Below are 214 nucleotides of genomic sequence, written 5' to 3'. Positions count from 1 at the left end.
CCATCATTTGACTCTTGTAGTCCATTGCTTTTTTTGCAGCGTACAAAAGAGCGGCTCCAGCACCATATGTGATTGGCATGGTCAATTTTGAAACTTCGTTAAATCCTTTTTGAGCCCACTTAAGGGTAGTCAATGTTCGGCGATAATAAGCGGCTGTTTTCCTTGCGTGAAGTTTCTGGGCATCTAATTCTGCTTGGCTATCCGCAATGATTTT

1 protein-coding gene is annotated in these 214 nt (G+C 42.5%); it reads right to left on the bottom strand.

Annotation, left to right across the window (positions count from 1 at the left end; all coding sequences use genetic code 11):
* A partial coding sequence (locus CBI42_RS12985; protein WP_179211457.1) for a hypothetical protein occupies positions 1-214 on the bottom strand: 214 nt, incomplete at both ends.

This window comes from Streptococcus sp. KR, assembly GCF_002238115.1.
GTDB lineage: Bacteria > Bacillota > Bacilli > Lactobacillales > Streptococcaceae > Streptococcus.
Note: the sequence above shows the minus strand (reverse complement) of the source record. Positions and strands in the feature narration are given on the sequence as shown.